General features: G+C 40.4%; 16 protein-coding genes. All 16 read right to left on the bottom strand.

The genetic code is table 11. The features are described 5' to 3' along the window. Positions 1 to 27: 27 nt before the first annotated feature. On the bottom strand, positions 28 to 1,149 hold the full coding sequence (locus FHG85_RS09600; protein ID WP_173075286.1) for a GNAT family N-acetyltransferase: 1,122 nt from the start codon (positions 1,147 to 1,149) through the stop codon (positions 28 to 30). 101 nt (positions 1,150 to 1,250) lie between these two features. Next, the gene (gene nhaD, locus FHG85_RS09605; RefSeq protein WP_173075288.1) at positions 1,251 to 2,654 is read right to left on the bottom strand and encodes a sodium:proton antiporter NhaD; all 1,404 of its coding nucleotides are present in this window, start codon (positions 2,652 to 2,654) and stop codon (positions 1,251 to 1,253) included. A 168-nt stretch (positions 2,655 to 2,822) separates the two neighbouring features. Beyond that, positions 2,823 to 5,348 (bottom strand): TonB-dependent receptor domain-containing protein, encoded by a 2,526-nt coding sequence (locus tag FHG85_RS09610; RefSeq protein ID WP_173075290.1) that lies wholly within the window; start codon positions 5,346 to 5,348, stop codon positions 2,823 to 2,825. Between the two features lie 155 nt (positions 5,349 to 5,503). After that, complete coding sequence (nuoE, locus tag FHG85_RS09615) at positions 5,504 to 5,992, bottom strand: NADH-quinone oxidoreductase subunit NuoE (RefSeq protein ID WP_173075292.1); 489 nt, start codon at positions 5,990 to 5,992, stop codon at positions 5,504 to 5,506. A 13-nt stretch (positions 5,993 to 6,005) separates the two neighbouring features. Then, positions 6,006 to 7,781 carry an NADH-dependent [FeFe] hydrogenase, group A6 gene (locus FHG85_RS09620; RefSeq protein ID WP_173075294.1) on the bottom strand — a complete coding sequence of 592 codons (1,776 nt, stop codon included), beginning with the start codon at positions 7,779 to 7,781 and terminating at the stop codon, positions 6,006 to 6,008. 14 nt (positions 7,782 to 7,795) lie between these two features. Then, a complete protein-coding gene (locus FHG85_RS09625; protein ID WP_173075296.1) occupies positions 7,796 to 9,589 on the bottom strand; it encodes an NADH-quinone oxidoreductase subunit NuoF in 1,794 nt (597 codons plus the stop codon). A gap of 20 nt (positions 9,590 to 9,609) precedes the next feature. Further along, positions 9,610 to 10,008, bottom strand: coding sequence for a (2Fe-2S) ferredoxin domain-containing protein (locus FHG85_RS09630; RefSeq protein ID WP_173075298.1), 399 nt, complete (start codon positions 10,006 to 10,008; stop codon positions 9,610 to 9,612). 107 nt (positions 10,009 to 10,115) lie between these two features. Continuing rightward, complete coding sequence (locus FHG85_RS09635) at positions 10,116 to 10,670, bottom strand: ATP-binding protein (RefSeq protein WP_173075300.1); 555 nt, start codon at positions 10,668 to 10,670, stop codon at positions 10,116 to 10,118. Between the two features lie 47 nt (positions 10,671 to 10,717). Continuing rightward, entirely contained in the window at positions 10,718 to 11,458 is a 741-nt protein-coding gene (locus FHG85_RS09640; protein WP_173075303.1) for a PHP domain-containing protein, read from the bottom strand. After that, a complete protein-coding gene (locus FHG85_RS09645) occupies positions 11,458 to 11,796 on the bottom strand; it encodes a DRTGG domain-containing protein (RefSeq protein ID WP_173075305.1) in 339 nt (112 codons plus the stop codon). Before FHG85_RS09645 ends, FHG85_RS09640 begins: the two co-directional genes overlap by 1 nt. Before the next feature lie 10 nt (positions 11,797 to 11,806). Beyond that, positions 11,807 to 13,174, bottom strand: a complete 1,368-nt coding sequence (locus tag FHG85_RS09650) for a [Fe-Fe] hydrogenase large subunit C-terminal domain-containing protein (RefSeq protein ID WP_173075307.1) — start codon at positions 13,172 to 13,174, stop codon at positions 11,807 to 11,809. 12 nt (positions 13,175 to 13,186) lie between these two features. Then, positions 13,187 to 13,600, bottom strand: a complete 414-nt coding sequence (locus FHG85_RS09655; RefSeq protein ID WP_173075309.1) for an ATP-binding protein — start codon at positions 13,598 to 13,600, stop codon at positions 13,187 to 13,189. After that, positions 13,600 to 13,944: a hypothetical protein gene (locus tag FHG85_RS09660; RefSeq protein WP_173075312.1), complete on the bottom strand. Its 345-nt coding sequence runs from the start codon at positions 13,942 to 13,944 to the stop codon at positions 13,600 to 13,602. Before FHG85_RS09660 ends, FHG85_RS09655 begins: the two co-directional genes overlap by 1 nt. Positions 13,945 to 14,249: 305 nt before the next feature. Continuing rightward, complete coding sequence (locus FHG85_RS09665) at positions 14,250 to 16,043, bottom strand: NADH-dependent [FeFe] hydrogenase, group A6 (RefSeq protein WP_220429273.1); 1,794 nt, start codon at positions 16,041 to 16,043, stop codon at positions 14,250 to 14,252. A gap of 19 nt (positions 16,044 to 16,062) precedes the next feature. After that, positions 16,063 to 17,226, bottom strand: coding sequence for an NADH-ubiquinone oxidoreductase-F iron-sulfur binding region domain-containing protein (locus tag FHG85_RS09670; protein ID WP_173075316.1), 1,164 nt, complete (start codon positions 17,224 to 17,226; stop codon positions 16,063 to 16,065). A gap of 14 nt (positions 17,227 to 17,240) precedes the next feature. Beyond that, positions 17,241 to 17,705 carry an NADH-quinone oxidoreductase subunit NuoE gene (gene nuoE / locus FHG85_RS09675; protein WP_173075318.1) on the bottom strand — a complete coding sequence of 155 codons (465 nt, stop codon included), beginning with the start codon at positions 17,703 to 17,705 and terminating at the stop codon, positions 17,241 to 17,243. Between the last annotated feature and the right edge of the window lie 379 nt (positions 17,706 to 18,084).

Below are 18,084 nucleotides of genomic sequence, written 5' to 3' on the forward strand. Positions count from 1 at the left end.
GGGTGCTTTTTTAGCACCCCTCTAAATTTAAACCAACTTTTTCTGAAAAATCCGATACCGCTTATAAACTACACCACCCATTTTTTCCATCTCGGCACGCATTTTTTTGTTAGTCTCAAGTTCAAGATGGCTATCGATAGTTGTCATACCTGCCTTTCTTGCCTCATTTAGCATTTCGGCACCCATCCAAGTATCAAAGCCTAAATTTCTATACTGCGGATGTATTGCACCAAGCAAAAGGCTTAACATTTTTGCTGATTTCATTGCTTTTAGGATATGAATAAACCCAAATGGGAAGAGGTGTCCCTTACTCTTTTGAATTCCTGGGCAGATATCAGGAACTCCAAGGATAAATGCTAATGGCTTATTATCCGAATTAACAATAATCTTAATAAAACGTGGATCAATAAAGGTTAAATATTTTGCTGCTAATTCTTCCATCTCCTCTGGATCCATGGGATTAAATCCATAAATATCAACAAAAGTCTCATTTACCAGCGAAAGAACAGGCTTAATAAAGGGTTTCAGTTCACTCCTTTTTGAGAAGTTGAGCATCTTAAAACTATTGGCTCTTCGCTTTACTCTTTCAAGAATCCGTAAATAAAAATCAGGCAGCTCATCGGGTATAGGAACTTTATAAACAACTAAATCAATATCCTTTTCAAAACCGCTTTGGGTTACAAAATCAACCAAATACGGATAATTGCAATTTGAAGCCAGCACAATAGGCTGGTCGTAGCCCTCAATTAGCAATCCTTGGGGGTCCTTATCTGAGAATCCCATTGGCCCAATTAACCGTTCCATTCCTTTAGAATGTGCCCATTCTTCAACCTTTCGCAATAGAGCTTTTGCAACATCGAGATCCTTGTAAGTTTCTAAATTAAAGAATCGGGCAGTTTTTTCGTTATGGATCTCATTATACCTATTATTGATAATGCCCATTATTCGCCCAACAGTTCTCCCATCTTTCCTGGCTAAAAACAGTATTGTGTCGGAATACGACATTGCCCTATTCTTTTTAGGATTATAAAAATCCCACTCGTCGGAATATATTGGAGGTACCCAGTTAGCATGGCCGCTGTGAATTTTGGCTGGAACGTAGATAAACTCACGAAGCTGCCTTTTTGTTTTGACTTGTATAATCTGCATAAAAAACAAAATTCAATTAGCAACTTTAACAATAATTCTTTACGGAAACAAAAAAAGCGTGGAAATAATTCCACGCTAGAGAAATAAAAGGGTGATGTTGTCTAACCAAACATAAGGAAATATGTGGCAATACCGGCAAAGTAGCCTACCAAAGCAAGCAAGCTAATGCGTTTAGCATACCACATGAAATCGATTTTTTCAAGTCCCATTACAGCAACACCTGCTGCAGAACCTATAATAAGAATGCTACCACCTGTTCCAGCACAATAGGCAAGCAAGTTCCAGAAACTCCCATCAATTGCATAATTTGCTAGCTCACCAGTAGCCTGAGCCAAAGGTAAAGCCTCGTGCATTCCCATTGCACCAGCAACCAGAGGAACATTATCAACGATAGAAGACAAAACGCCAATTAGGATATTTGGGGGATATGGGCTAGTAAAAGTTTTATCGAGCCACTCCGACAACAAGGTCAAATGGCCGGCGGTTTGAAGGGCATCTACAGCCATAAGAATTCCCAAAAAGAATAGAATTGTTGGAACATCAACATTTTTAATCACCCTTGCCACTGTCCTTTTTTCCTTATCATCTAGATTTCGCTTACGATGGTACATCAACTCTGTAAATATCCAAAGTACCGAAAGTCCTAAGAGCATACCCATGAATGGGGGCAAATGACTAATCAGCTTAAACACAGGGGTAAACAGCAGAGCCCCAACACCAAGTATAAAAATGATATGTCTTTCTCTACGAGTAGCTGGTGATGGCTGATGTACCTTTTCTGGATGATGTTTCTCCTTTGCAGGCATCTCGCCTTTAAGTTTAAACGAAAGGATAATGAGGGGAACAATCATACTCACTAGGCTAGGGATAAAAAGTTTGGTAACAATGCTAGCCGTTGTAACATTTCCTTTTATCCACAACATAATTGTTGTAACATCGCCAATGGGCGACCAAGCCCCGCCAGCATTTGCAGCCAATACCACAACACCTGCAAACAACCAACGCTCATGTTTTTCATGAATTAACTTACGCAGCAATGCTACCATAACAATCGATGTTGTTAAGTTATCGAGAGCAGCAGACATAAAGAATGTAATGAAGGAGATAACCCACAAAAGCTTTACCTTATTACGAGTCTTAATCCTATTGGTTATGATTTTAAACCCTCCATGCTGGTCGACAATTTCAACTATGGTCATTGCTCCCATCAGGAAGAAAAGTATCTCTGCAATTTCACCAAGAAACTCAACTACCTGGTTATCGGCCACATACTTAACATACTGCTCCCATTTTGGCAAGGAGAGCAGGTCGGGATGATTACTTAAAAACTCTGAGAAACGCCCGCCAATATCAAGTCCCAGAATACCACTAGCATCGAGCATGAGCATTGTCCACATGGCTACCCCAAGAAATAGTGCCGATGCTGTTTTGTTTACCTTTATGTTATGCTCAAGGGCTATCGCTGTATAACCCAAAACAAAAACAACAATCATCAATGAAAACATACCTGAACAGTTTTTTAGTTTGGCTGCAAAAGAATAAAAGAATCCTCACATTAAAAAATCCAGATACTTATATTTTACAAAGATTCATCCTCGAAAGTGGTAATTCCTTTATACTACAAATAAAAGCCGCCTTTTAAAAAGGCGGCTAGAATTCACATAACCAAAAACTTATTCAATTATATCAAAAGAGTCATCCATTTCATTGTTTTTCGTTTGCCTCATTTTATAGTTGTTTATGCGATAAGAAAACCCAACAAATATCATCCTACTGTCTCTCCAGTTTTCATTATAGGAGTAGAAATTGGTATCCCACGAGCTATACTTTAATTTTCGGGTATCAAATATATCTCTAACATTTACAGTAATGGTTCCTTTTCTTTTTAGCACATATATTCTTGCACCCAAATCGAACCAAAACATTTCCTTTGTTTCACCTTGTGCTCCTCCAATCATATGAAAACCTCTGCCTGAGCCTCCAACAGTAACGGAAGGAGCTCTATAGTTTCCTCTCACCTGCAGATCAACATTTTTACCTATCGTAAAGTAAGAGGCCAACTTAACGTTCCAGGAGCTACCCTCATCGGCCCCACTAACCACATCACCGTATAGTTTAGAGTAGTAGTAGCTATAGCTAGCATTTATCCTCCACCATTTTGCAATGTTCTGTGTAAGAACAAACTCACTACCCCAGTTCTCATAATGCGATAGGTTAATAAAAGTTGAAAGAGTTGGGAAATAACCAAGCGTATCAAAGCCCATAGCATTTAAATCGTCTTGGGTCAGAACTTTCATATTACGGGAAAAACCATTTCGTGTATCGCGATAATAAACCGAGGCTGTCACCTTAGTTTTTCTCAAATTGAGATTATAACTCAAATCTATTGAACTTGTAAATTCTGGTTCTAGATATGGGTTTCCTTGACTCCAGTTATACTTATCCGACGTATTAAGGAAAGGATTCAATACTCTTGAGTAAGGTCTATTAACTCTTCTACTATACGAAAGTTGGAAACTGTGTGCATTTGAAGGTTCCCAACGGATATGGGCAGTAGGAAAGAAATTTAGTCTATTAGTATCGGCAACTGTGTTAGTATTTTTCAGTTCCGATTTAGCCAGCTGATCCTCAACCCTTAACCCAAGCTGATAGCTAAACTTTCCATCGGCAAAGGTATTAGAATAAATGCCGTAAGCCGAGAAAATTTGTTCCGTATAGATAAAATGGTTTGAACGTGTTGCATCATACTCCCAAATGTTACCGCTTGTATTGAATACGTTGTATACATAATCGGCATCCGACTTTCTAATAAATGCTTTCACACCGGTTTCAAGCCTACCTCCATTACCTATAGGTGCAACATAATCGGTTTGAGCGGTAAACGCATTCATCCAGTCATCGTTAGTGGCACGTTCAAAAACATCAGGTGAGGTTATTGAGTTGAAAATTTCTTCCTCACTAATATCGCTTAAAAAATCGTTATTTCTTCTTGAGAAGAAAACATCAGCCGTCCATTCCTTACCAGCTATATCGTATTTACGCTTAAAGTTTAATGAATACTCATGACCGAGTCCATCGTATCCATTGTTTGTTATACGGTTATTTTGCAAAAAGTCCGAATTAAAATTATTATAGCTATTGGAAAACAAATCGGTCCCCATATCAAAAGATCGAAAATTAAGATTTCCTGTAAACGAAAGGGTAGTTTTATTATCGAGGAAAAAGTCGAAGCCTCCTCTAATATTATGAAACATCATTTTAGCTTGCCCGGTTGAGTTCTGATCAAGGAATGATGAATCGGTTGTATTTTCAAAGAATGTAACACGATTTCCTAAAGAATAGCGATTCATTTCTCCTTTTCTGAAGCTATAGCTAGCAAATAGGTTAACTTTCTCCTGACGCCAGTTCATACTAGCAATGGCGCTATATTTATCTCCGCTTCCTGCATTAAAGCTAACCATCCCGTTGTACCCGGGTTCTTTTCTTTTTTTAATAACAATATTTATTATTCCAGTATTCCCATCGGGGTCGTACTTAGCAGAAGGATTTGTAATAACCTCAACCCTTTCTATCATTTGAGCAGGAAGTTCATCCATACTTGTAAGCATCGATGGACGACCATCTATCAGTATATTAACATTAGAGCTTCCCCTTAAACTAACGTTACCATCGGTATCCACCTCTATAGATGGAATATTTTCAAGCACATCGGCAGCGGTTCCACCTTCAACCGAAACATCTTTATCAACATTAAAAACCTTTTTATCGAGGTTATGCAGTAGCATCTTTTTTTCTCCTGTTACAACTACTGCCTCGATATTCTCATTTGCCGCAAGTATGGAACATGTTTCAAGGTTAATATTTGGACTACGAGGTGTTATTGCAATTCCTCCTATCCTTCTTGTTTCATAGCCAATAAATTTAATTTCGGCATAATACCTACCTGGTTTTAGCTTTTCAATAATAAATTTTCCAGACTCATCGGTAAGGGATCCCGTTACTAACGATGAATCTTTCTGCCTATAAAGGGCAACAGTAGCATACTCAACAGGTGTCCTATCAAGCGAGTCGACAACCTTACCTGTGACTACACCATTGAAGTTGCTCATATCATAGCCCCTCCTACCTTGAGAGCGATCTTGAGCTATTGATGCAATACTTATAACGCTAAGTACAAAAAGGATAAAATAGTTCTTCATATTAAATCAGTATTATTCGACATCTTTTAAACATCAATAGGACACCTAGGTTAAAAAAAACTTGCGCTAATAAGTAAAAAAAATAGGGACCCACATTGAGCAGGTCCCTAATCTTAACCAACCTAAACTAATACCTGAGAACCAGGCATTATGCTTTACTGTTCTTCGTACTCTTTGATGATATCTTTCACACCATCGGGTGAAACGCGTCCGTAAACCTTTTCCCCAATTAGAACAACAGGTGCAAGTCCACATGCCCCAACACAACGTAAGCAGTTGAGCGAGAACTTGCCATCTGGGGTTGTTTCACCAACTTTAACATTAAGTATGCGCTTAAACTCATCGAGCACTTTTTCTGCACCACGCACGTAGCATGCTGTACCAGTACAGATGCTGATAGGATGCTTACCTTTTGGTATCATGGTGAAGAATGAGTAAAAGGTAACAACTCCGTAAACCTTTGCTACTGAGACATTAAGTTCAGCAGCAACAACCTCCTGTACCTCGGCAGGCAGATAGCCAAAAGTTTCCTGAGTTTTGTGAAGAACGTTAATTAGTTCACCAGGGTCGTTATTAAACGACTTGCATATCTCTTTAATCTTGGCTACCTGTTCAGGCTTAAGCTCAAGTTTTATATGTGACATTTGTTAATCCTCCCTATTTAATGTAGATATCTTTTTTCTTGTCGAAATAGTGTGTATGCAGCAAGTGATGCGCTTTTTCGCTCATTGGCTTACCTAAGAACTCTTCGTAAAGCTGTTTGATATAAGGGTTCTCATGCGATTTGCGAATTGGCTTGCCAGCATCTTCACGATAGATGGCTTCCATACGAGCCTTAATAATTGCGGAATTACCATGGTGTAATGGTTGACCACCACCACCGATACATCCACCAGGGCATGCCATTACCTCAATTGCATGGTAGTTTGCTTTACCTGAGCGAACATCCTCAAGTAGTTTACGAGCATTACCTAAACCATGAGCAATACCTATATTAATTGGCAAGCCATTGAAATCGATGGTAGCGGAACGAATTCCGTCCATTCCACGAAGTTCGGTAAAGTCGATTTTAGGAAGTGGTTTTCCAGTATAAACTTCGTATGCTGTACGAACAGCAGCTTCAATCACACCACCTGTTGCACCAAAAATTACACCAGCACCTGTTGATTCACCTAGAGGACGGTCAAAATCCTCTTCGGGTAGCTCTTCAAAGTTAATGTTGAACTCCTTAATAAGATGAGCAAGCTCGCGAGTTGAGATTGAGAAATCAACATCTGGGTTGTCATCAACCTTAAACTCATCGCGTTGGCATTCATATTTCTTAGCCAAGCATGGCATCACCGATACAACTACAAGTTCCTCACGTTTTTTACCAAGTTTTTCGGCAAAGTACGATTTTGCAATTGCACCAAACATTTGCTGAGGCGACTTAGCGCTTGAGGGAACATCGAGCATATCGGTAAAGTTGTGCTCAAAGAAGTTCACCCAACCAGGGCAGCAACTTGTAAGAATTGGGAGCTTAACATCCTTATCGCCATTCAAGAAACGAGTTAAACGATCAAGAAGTTCGGTACCCTCTTCCATGATGGTTAGGTCGGCTGCAAAATCGGTGTCAAAGATGTAATCAAAACCAATTTGACGTAGAGCAGCTACCATTTTACCAGTAACCAGAGTACCAGGTTTCATTCCGAACTCTTCGCCTAAAGCAGCACGAACAGCAGGAGCAGTCTGAACTAGTACAGTTTTATTAGGATCGGCAATAGCTCTAATTACTTTAGCAGTATGGTCAACCTCGGTAAGTGCACCAGTAGGACATACTGCAACACACTGGCCACAGTAAGTACAAGGCGACTTTTCAAGATCCTGTTCAAAAGCAGGAGCAACTACAGCCATGAAACCACGGTTAACTGCGCTTAGCGCACCAACGGTTTGAACATCGTTACACATGGTTTCGCAACGGCGGCACATGATACACTTGTCAACATCACGAATGATAGAAGGAGAAAAGTCCTTCTTATATGTTGACATCTCGGCATACTCCTGACCAGGAATTTCACGGATACCCAGTTTAATTGCCATATCCTGAAGGTCGCAACGGCCACTCTTTGCGCAGGTTAAGCAATCCTTTGGATGGTCGGAGAGAATAAGCTCCATAACAGTACGGCGAGCGTTAATTACACGCGAGGTGTGAGTTTTTACCACCATACCTTCGGCGCACTCAGTTGCACAGCTAGGTGCCAGGTTTCTACGACCTTCCACCTCAACAACACAAATACGACAACCTGCTGGCTTATTCTCAACACCAAGGTCGTGAAGTTCCATGTAGCAAAGTGCAGGAATATCGATACCTAATTTCCTAGCAGCTTTATAAATTGTAGTACCCTTAGGTACTTCAACTTGTTTGTTATCTATTGTAAGTTTTACTGTTTCCATTGTTATCACCCTAATTATTTAATGCTGATAGCATCGAATTTACACTTCTCATAACATGCGCCACACTTAATACAAATTGCTGTATTGATTTCGTGTGGTTTTTTACGCTCACCGCTAATAGCGTTAACAGGACAGTTCCTAGCACAAGCTGTACAACCCACGCAGGCCTCTGGGTCAATTACATATTTCATTAATGATTTACATTGACCTGCAGGACACTTCTTATCTTCAACGTGAGCAACGTACTCATCGTAGAAGTTATCGAGTGTAGAAAGTACAGGGTTTGGCGAAGTTTGTCCTAAACCGCAAAGTGAGGTATCCTTAATAACTTGAGATAGGTTACGTAGACGCTCAAGATCTTCCATAGTACCTTCACCTTTAGTGATGCGGTCGAGCAACTCGTAAAGGCGTTTGTTACCGATACGACAGGGTGAACACTTACCACAACTTTCCTCAACGGTAAAATCGAGATAGAACTTGGCAACCGAAACCATACAGTCGTCTTCGTCCATTACAATCATACCACCAGACCCCATCATCGATCCAGCAGCAACTAGGTTGTCAAAATCGATTGGTGTATCAAGGTGACTCTCTGTTAAGCAGCCACCCGAAGGTCCACCAGTTTGAACTGCTTTAAATTTCTTGCCATTTTTAATACCACCACCAATTTCGAAGATAACTTCGCGTAGGGTGATACCCATTGGAACCTCAATAAGACCAACATTGTTTATTTTACCAGCAAGAGCGAACACCTTAGTTCCCTTGCTCTTCTCAGTTCCAATTGAAGAGTACCAGTCGGCACCTTTTAGAATGATTGGAGGTACGTTGGCATATGTTTCAACGTTATTAACGTTGGTTGGTTTTCCCATATAACCACTCTGTGCAGGGTAAGGAGGTTTATTGCTTGGCTCACCGCGTAAACCTTCCATTGAGTGGATTAGAGCAGTTTCCTCACCACAAACAAAGGCACCTGCACCATAGCGAAGTTCTAAATCGAAGCTAAAACCAGTGCCAAATATATCGTTTCCTAGCAATCCATATTCACGAGCCTGCTCAATTGCTATTTTTAGACGATTAATAGCGAGAGGATATTCAGCACGGATATAGATAAGACCTTTTGAAGCACCAATACAATAGCCGCAGATAGCCATGGCCTCAATTACAGAGTGAGGGTCGCCTTCAAGAATTGAACGGTCCATAAAAGCACCAGGGTCACCCTCATCGGCATTACAAACCACATATTTTTGGTCTGCCTGATTTTTGCTAGCAATTTCCCATTTTAAGCCAGTGGGGAAACCACCACCTCCACGACCACGTAGGCCAGATTTCTTAATTACCTCAATTGTCTCCTGAGGAGTATATTCGGTTAAAACTTTTCCTAATGCCTGATAACCATCACGAGCAATATATTCATCAATATTCTCAGGGTTGATGAAACCGCAGTTACGAAGCGCAATACGCATTTGTTTGCGGTAAAAGCCCATTTGCTTTGAGTCCTCAATTGTTTCTTTTTTGGTAGGATCTATATAAAGCAGGCGTTCAACTTTACGTCCCTTAATCACGTGCTCCTTAACAATTTCAGAAGCATCCTCAGGTTTTACTTGAGTATAGAAAGTATTATCGGGTAGTACCTTAACAATTGGACCTTTCTCGCAAAAGCCAAAACATCCAGTCAAAATAACTTGAACATCTTCCTGAAGGTTATTGGCAGCAAGTTCGGCTTTTAGTTTTTCTGCTATTGCATCGCTTGCAGAGGCTTTACAACCTGTTCCCCCACAAATTAGCAGGTGCATTTTATACTTTGACATTCTTTTTACCTCCCAATGGATTATTTGTTATCAATTGACTCGTAGTTCACAGGAATAATTCCATCTACTAGTTCGCCATTCTTAATATACTTCTCAATTATCTCGTCGGCTTTTTTGGTATCAACATAACCAAAAACAACGGGATCGGCATTTGGAAGTTTAACCTCAATGGTTGGTTCTGCATAGCAGTAACCCATACATCCAGTTTGAGTTACAACTGCATTTACACCACGTTTTTCGAGTTCCTCTAAAAGGAAATCCATCACATTCTTAGCACCAGAGGCTATACCGCAGGTAGCCATAGCCACCTTGATTTGAACGAGATTCTCAGCCGAATCGCCTTTCTCCCTAAGGTCGATTTTTGACTGAAGGGTCTCCTTCATTTTCTTAAGATCGGCAAGCGATTTTACTTTTGTCATAACTTATTCTCCTTGTGAGTATTTGGTTGGTTTTTATAATTTATCTCAAAATTCCATTGCAAAAATAGAAATCAATTGTTAACCGATTAACAATAAAAATATGTTTTTCAACCTAAATCTGTTATTTGTAATTCGTCTAAATTTGAATAGATGAATTCTTTTACAATGGGATATACCTGTGGGTTGTTCAATGGTATGCCATCTAGAGCTTTACTAATATCAGAAGAAGAGACTTCAAAAAGTTCATTTTCCTTTTTAACTCTGATTTTAAATTCAATGGCGGGGTACGAGCATATTAAAAGCGCAAAAGTACCTGCTATATCGCCAAGGGGTAAACAGTCTATATTTGATGGGATAAAACGAGCTAATAGTTCAGTTCCTTGGCCCAATTGCGAATCAATACTAAAGGATCCTCCGGTGAGTTCTGCATTTTGTTTTAGCAATGGAATGCCTAATCCTACTTTTCGGGTAGTACGTGTGGTAGTAAATGGGTCAGTAACATATTTTAGGAACTCGGAGTCCATCCCTTTTCCGTTATCCTTAACAGCTAGCTTAATATAATCTTTTTCAGTGTCAATATCAAGGTTTATTTCGATAACTGAAGAATTGGCAGAAACAGAATTCTGGACTATATCAAGGATATGAAGCGATAAATCTTTCACGGTTAACTACTAGTTTATAAAGGATTTAAATAATTCAAATAAACACGCTATTGGAAGGGGTAAACAAAAGCCCCATTCTTTTTATCGAAGGCATCGCGCAAACCAGCCAACGAAATATCATTTATCTCATACTCTGTATATATCTCTCCAACCTGATGAATGTAATGGGCATCGGAATTACGAATAAAAGTCTTGGAAGATTCTATCCTATTATGGCTACAAAAATCGCTCACCTTCGAATTCTTTGAAATCTCAAGAGCATCGAATTTCAAATCTGGTGGAATAAAACCAAGCTGACTGGTAAGGCTATACTTAAGTCTATCGACATGTGCTGGGATGAATATCCCCTGAATTGATTGTAAAAATTCAGACACCTCATTTATGCTCTTATTTAATGCAGCATGAAGGTAGTAATCAACCTCTTGGATTATCTCTTCCTGCTCATTCACCACAACCTGATAACCAAACACATCGGGTTTGTTTGATATTTTCAAAATGTTATTCTCAATGAAATCCTGCAGGGCAACTCTTTGATTCTCGGTTTCAACTATACAGAGGCAATGTATTTCTTCCTTTGATGTTATCTCTGCACCATACAAGCAATGAATGCCATGCCTTTTAGCCAATTCTTTAGTCAATGGGCCATGTAAAGTGCTGTTATGATCGGCAATGGCTATAAGTTGAAGGTTATTGGCTAAAGCTCGATTAACTATATTCACCGGACTCATTTCCAAGTCGGCACATGGTGAAATTACCGAATGAATATGTAAATCGGCTTTTACCCTCATTACTTTTTATTGATAAGATTGTAAAGCCTGCCACTAATTTCAAAAGCCTGCAGTTCTGTTGATAAAATGGGAATATTTTCCTCATTACTTTTATCGGCCGTATTGGCATCGGGTTCAAGCCCTTTTACCAAAATTATGGCTGCCAAATCTTTTAGCGAGGCAACGGCAATAGTATTAATGTGTGTTTGAAGGGTAATCCAAACAGCACCTGCTGGGGCATTTCCCATCACATCGCTTAGCAAATCGGATGTATAGCCTCCAGTTACCTCGTTATCAAGGCCATTATGGCCTGAACACACTTTCAGGTTCAAAGCCTCAGAAATATCTTTAACAGTCATATTGAGAATTCTATTTAATGGGTTTATCACAATCCTTTTTAAACCTGTTTTCGCCCCAAATCTTTTTCATAATTCGAAAAGAGTGCTCTGGATTAAGCTTATTATTCTCCATAATCTTTTGCAGGAAAACGCATTGCGACAGAGCACCATTTCCCTGTACGATATCTTCGGCTAGGGCAACACACGATGGGGCACCACAAACACCACAATCGATACCAGGCAAGTAACACATTAAACGATTAACACGTTCCATCTTCCCCATGGCTCGAACCATATCCTCATCAAGTTTTAGCATTGAACGTGGCTTAAGTGGTTTTAAATTGGCAATATCTTCTACTCTCTTCTGGTAATCTTTAATCCTCGACATGCTTTGATCTATGCTCCAAACCACCTTGCTATTAGCATCGCGCAACATGTTTTCGGCAGTAAGAAAGCGATTACCTGGGGCTAGTATTCCACCAGCACAACTCTCATCACAAGCTCTCAGTTCCAAATAATCAACACCAGTGAGCTCTTCATTTTCTACCATTTCCAAGAATTCTATAACATTCCAGATCCCATCGATAGCCAAAGCTTTACCATGAATGCTTGCAGCCTCGCCTTTTGTCAGAGCCCACGAACTCGATCTCAGCCCAAGGCTGGGTTTGCTATCAGGTTCACCATTTTTATCATTGTTACCATTACTTAACACCTTCAGAATCTTGTTATAGATAAAATCCATGTTGATGATTCCAGTAACATCGGAGCTATCGTCGCCTTCTGGTCGACGGACTGCTACAATTTTAGCGGCGCAAGGTGTGACATAGAAAATTCCAATATCGCTATTGTGATTCCCCTCCTCTATATATTTAGATTTGACGTATGAGGCAGTCAAATCAATTGGAGGGCGAATAAGGGCAATATTATCAACAAGTGATGGAAATTTTACCTGAATCAATCGTACAATAGCAGGGCAAAATGAGGAAATAACGGGTTTATGCGAAGCATTTTTGGTATACTCATTAATTTTGGTTACTAAGTAATCAACAGAATCCTCAACTGGCCAAACATCAGTAAATCCAATAGTAATTAATGCCCTGTGAACATCGTTTTGAGAAAAACTGCTAGAGAATTGTCCATAAAGAACTGAAGGAATGAGCGCAATGCGAACTTTGTAGTTAAATATCTGGCTAAAATCGTCTTGTTCAATACTAATTGCATGAGTAGGGCATACCCTATAGCATTCACCGCAATCAATACAACGATTGTTTATAAGCTCCGCCTTCCCATTTCTGACCCTAAGAGCTTCGGTAGGGCAAGCCCTCATGCAGTGCGAGCAACCAATACACAAATCGGTTTGTATATTTAATGCATGGTAGAACTCGCTACTACTTTTCATTTTCATCACTCTTTACTTAAGATTAACCTCAAATTCCAACCTTGTTCCAACATCAATAACGCTAGAGATCTTCATCTTATCTGTATTTTCTTTGATATTGGGCAAGCCCATTCCAGCGCCAAACCCCATTTCACGAACTATATTAGAGGCAGTTGAGAATCCTGGTTTCATTGCCAAATCAATATCAGGAATACCTGGACCGATATCATCAAGCACTACTTTAATTTTATCCGCATCGATATCGACATAAATCTTTCCCTGAAAAGCATGGGCAACAATATTAACCTCGCCTTCGTAAAGGGCAACAACAACCCGTTTTATAATAGCCGGAGGGACATTAAGGCGCTTAAGCACTTTTTTAACCTGGCTTGAAGCCTGGCCTGCTCTCACAAAATCGCCACCCTGAACTTTATATTCTAACTTCATTAATACACAGGTTTTAAACCTTTCCCGTAAAGTACGCCAGAAGCCCTAAACATCGTATAGGGGCTCTCAATAAGGACAATCCCATTCTCCTCGGCAAGCCTAATCATATCCTGACTAATAGTTTTGCCTCGCACAAACACTACAGCCAGAATATCAGCCATCTCTGCGGTTCTAACAGCTTGCATGTTAGCCAAACCAGTAATCAGAACCAGTCTATCTTTGCTTACAGTAAGCACATCGCTCATCAGGTCTGAGGCAAAAGCGTACTCAACATCCTGCTCAAGGCCATCGGGACAACAAACAACACTTCCCTCGATTAAATCGGCTAGTTCCTTTAATTTCATTATAGACAAATATAATTTTTGTTAGCTCAACTACTCTTAACCATTTACGCCTCAAATATACGTTATTTTATTAACATTGTTATCTTTTTCACACACATAATACACCTGTCTGATTTTCTACAAAATACGCTTTCCTGGCTTCACCGAACAAAACAAGTTACGAAAAAAATTGTATGAAGAATATTTAATCATACTTTAAGCATCATTTTGTTCATTAATAGTTCGCATTTAAGTGAGTTAAAGAATAAAACAAAGGGTGTCCAAAACTAGACACCCCTCATTGAAATTAAATCAATGCTATTTGACTAGTAACGCTGACGCTCTTTGTAGTGGGTATGGAGCAGTTCATGCGACTTGTGGCTGTTAGGCTCACCAAGGAACTCCTTGTAAATGGCAAGAACTTCAGGGTTCTCATGAGATTTACGAATTGGCATACCCTCGTCCTCACGATATATAGCCTCGGCACGCTTTTTACGAATTTCCTCGTTAGTTGGGATTGGCTGTCCGCCACCACCGATACATCCACCAGGGCACGCCATTATCTCAATGAAGTGCCAATTTGCCTTTCCATCGCGAACGGCATCCATAACCTTTTTGGCATTGGTTAAACCATGAGCTACTACCGTTTTAAGCTCTGCACCCTCAAGGAAGCTCCACTCTGGCTTGGTTCCTTCAATCTTAACAGCAGCCTCACGTACGCCATCCATACCACGAACTGGAGTGATGTTAAGCCCATCGAAAGGCACCTCTCTTCCAGTAACCACCTCATAAGCAGTTCTTAAAGCAGCCTCCATAACACCACCAGTTGCACCAAATATAACAGCAGCCCCTGTTGAAGCCCCCATTACGCTATCGTAATGCGACTCAGGCAACGAGGCAAAATCGATACCAGCCTGTTTGATCATAATAGCTAGCTCGCGGGTAGTAAGAACATAGTCCACATCCTTATAACCGCTAGAGCGCATTTCAGGGCGATCGGCCTCAAACTTCTTAGCAGTACAAGGCATTATGGAAACAGAAACAATTTTGGCAGGGTCAAGGTTTCGTTTTTGGGCGTAATATGTTTTGGCTAGGGCGCCAAACATTTGTTGGGGTGATTTACAGGTTGAAAGGTTGTCGAGGTATTCGGGATAGGTATGCTCAATAAACTTTATCCAACCTGGAGAGCAGCTAGTAGCCATTGGCAGTCGAACATTCGGATCTTTATCTACCAACGCTTTCTTAAGGCGGCCAAGTAACTCAAAGCCCTCTTCCATAATGGTAAGGTCGGCTGAAAAATCGGTATCAAGCACTGAATCGAAGCCTAAACGTTTAAGAGCGGTAACCATTTTACCTGTTACAATTTCGCCAGGCTCCATACCTAGAGCCTCACCTAGAGCAACCCTAACAGCAGGTGCTGTTTGAACTACCACATGCTTATCCTCATCAAAGATGGCTTGCCATACCTCGTCAACATAGTTGCGTTCAACTAATGCGCCAGTTGGGCAACGGTTAACGCACTGACCGCAATTGGTACAAACCACCTCGAACATTGGATTCTCAAAGAAGGTGGAAATCTTCATTTTATCACCCTTATAGGCTACCCCAAGCGCGCTAACATGCTGGAGTTCCTCGCAAGTACGAACACAACGCTGACAACGAATACACTTGCTGTCGTCCTTTATAATTGAAGGAGAGTATGCATCCATTTGGTAGTTCTTATGAGGCACCAAATCGATAAACATGGGCTCAGAAATTTTATATTCTGCAGCAAGCTCCTGAAGTTCACAATTACCATTCTTATAACAGGTTGTACACTTAGCGTTGTGCTCTGAGAGCAAAAGGTCAATGATGTGCTTACGAGCGGTACGCACCTTAATAGTATTAGTTTGGATTTCCATACCTTCGGCAACAGGCATTGCGCAGGATGCAGGAAGAGTTCTAGAACCCTTCATTTCAACCACACACACACGACAGTTCCCTGCAACGCAAAGGTCGTCGTGATAGCATAGAGTGGGAATGTGAATGTTTAATTTCTTGGCAGCCTGCAAAATGGTAGTGCCCTCATCAACTGTAATAGGCATGCCGTCGATTGTGAGATTTATCTGTTTAGCCATAATCTTTGTCTGTTTAGTTGGATTAGTAAATCATCTCCTCCTTAAAGTTCTCAACAATAGAGAAGAAAGAGTTTGCAACACTTTGTCCTAGACCGCACTTAGCAGTTATCTTCATGGTTTGAGCGAGTTTTTGAAGCTGTTCAAGATAATTTGCATGCTTTTCGCCTTTTTTCACAGCCTCAATACCGAGCTTAAGTTGTTGGCACCCCACACGGCAAGGGGTACACTGACCGCAAGACTCCTCCTCAAAGAACTCTAGGTAGTTATGGAGTACGTTAAACATTGAGCGCGAGCTATTAAAAAGCATCATAGAACCTCCAGTAGGCACGCCCTCAAAACCGATTATGGTGTCTTTGAATTTCTTACGAGGAACACAAAAACCGGAAGCACCACCAACCTGAACTGCTTTTGTATCGCCATCGCCAAACTCCTCAACGAATTGCTCAACGGTCATACCCAGCTCCAACTCATAGATACCAGGTTTGGGGGTATCGCCTGAAACAGAGAAAACCTTAGAACCGCGAGAGTCAGCAGTACCAAGCTCTTTGAATTTGCGGGCTCCATAACGGAAAATCATAAAGGAGTACACAAGGGTTTCAACGTTATTGATAACTGTTGGCTTTTTACGAAAACCAGAAACAGTAGGATAAGGAGGCTTGTTGCGAGGCTCACCCCTGTCGCCCTCCATTGATTCGAATAAAGCACTCTCTTCGCCACATATATACGCACCGCTTCCCATAATAATTTTAATGCGGAAAGGGATTTTCATTTCGTCAAGCAAGGCGTGAAAAACTTCGAGCTGGCTTTCTAGCTCTTTTAAGAGGAAACGATACTCGCCTCTCAGGTAGATATAGCCTTCTTTTGCGCCAATTGCTTTTGCACAAATGGCCATTCCTCCAAATACCTTCATGGGAACCTGGAATAGTATTTCACGATCCTTAAAGGTACCAGGCTCACCCTCATCGGCATTACACACCACGTACTTTTCGGGATCGGGTTGTTCGGCTGTAAACTTCCACTTCAGAGCGGTTGGGAAACCAGCGCCTCCCCTACCCTTGAGGCCAGACTCAAGGAGTTCGTTGATAATTTCGTCGTTACTCTTTTGGTAAGCTGACTGTAAGACCTGTTTAAAGTCGCAATCCTTATCAAAAATCAGGTCAACGCGACGTAAGAAATTATTTGACATAATCGAATCTCCTTTTACTTTTTAATGTACTCACTAATAATTTCACGAACTTTCTCTGGAGTAAGTTCTGTGTAAGCCTCATCGTTAATGAGCATAGCAGGTCCCTTATGACACCAACCTAAACAGTTAGTTTCAAGCAAGGTGAACTTCCTGTTGGAAGTGGTTTCGCCCACTTTAATCTTGAGTAAATCCTCAATCTCCTGAATAATCAAATTTTTACCCTTCATGGAACAGGAGATTGTGCGACAAACGCGAATCACATACTTACCCCTTGGTTGGGTGTCAAGAAAAGAATAGAAGGTAGCAGTCCCATACACTTTGGCTGCTGACATGTCGAGCTCACGCGCTATTTCTGACATTGCCTCGCTCGAGATGTAGCGTTCTTCCTGAACCACACCTTGTAGGATAGGAATCAAACTCTCCCTTGTCCGCCCATACTTGTCGGCAAGAGTTTTCACTAATTCTTTGGTATCCGTCATAACCTTTTAATTTAAAGATATCAATACTGTTATTTAACTAACACTGTTATATTAATAACATACATTTTTTACGTAAATACCTGATTTACTTTTCTAAATATAATTTTACCAACCAATCTTAAAACTGACTTTTGTCAGCTTTTAACAACAAAAGGGCTTAAATGATAAATTTAGAATCATTCAAAAAAAGAGACACAACAACGTCTAAGACAAGTCATTCAGCTAGATGCCCTCACAAATCACATTAAATCAGCATGGAAAGCACGCATAAATACATCTACCTTAGAAGAGTCAAAAGCGAGAGGCTTTAAACTCTATTTTCCCATTCATTAGAGAGTAATAAAATGAGAGTTTGTATTAATCAAAAAATGTTGCTTAA

Source organism: Tenuifilum thalassicum (assembly GCF_013265555.1).
GTDB classification, from domain to species: Bacteria; Bacteroidota; Bacteroidia; order Bacteroidales; family Tenuifilaceae; genus Tenuifilum; species Tenuifilum thalassicum.